Annotated in this window: 1 protein-coding gene; it reads left to right on the forward strand. The window is 58.9% G+C overall.

Annotated elements, in window-relative coordinates:
* Nucleotides 1–651, forward strand: a 651-nt coding sequence (locus N5098_RS15105; RefSeq protein ID WP_267638718.1) for a transposase, incomplete at its 5' end; no start/stop codon positions are given.
* Nucleotides 652–672: the final 21 nt, after the last annotated feature.

Here is a 672-nt window from a genome sequence, read left to right on the forward strand (position 1 = left end):
ATCTTCGACAGACTCGTCGAGCAGGCCGCCGCCCGCGGCCTGCTCGACTCCACGTACTCTATCGATTCGACCCACGTCGAGGCGATCCAGCACAACGACGCCGCCTCATGGAACTACGATCCAACAGCCGAAGAGTACTACTACGGCTTCGGCTGTACGATCGTCTCAACTGGCGCAAAGATCCCGATCGCAGCGGAGTTCACACAGGCTAAACAAGCAGACCAAGAGACGGCGATGCGCGTCACGCGTGACGCGCTCGCCGTCGATACACCGGTCTGGATGCTTGGAGACAGCGCCTACGACATCCTCGACTGGCACGACCACCTGCTAGCCGCAGGGGTCGTGCCAATCGCCCCATACAATCCGCGAAATACTGACGACCCGAAAGACATCGAGTACAGGGTCGAAGACCGAATCGAGGAACACAGCGAGGACGTGCAGCTGAAACAATCCATCTTGGACGAGACGTATAACCACCGGACAGGCGTCGAACGAACCAATGACGCGGTGAAGGACTGCGGCCTCGGGCACGTCCGCGCCCGAGGCCACGTCCACGCACGAACAGAAGTTTTCGTTGCGCTCTGCCTCCGGGTTGTCATTGCAATCACCAACTATGAGCGAGGAAACGAACCGGGCTGTGAGAAGCTATGAGATGGATTCTATGACAGGCTC

It is taken from the genome of Halovenus rubra, from assembly GCF_026586665.1.
Classification (GTDB): domain Archaea; phylum Halobacteriota; class Halobacteria; order Halobacteriales; family Haloarculaceae; genus Halovenus; species Halovenus rubra.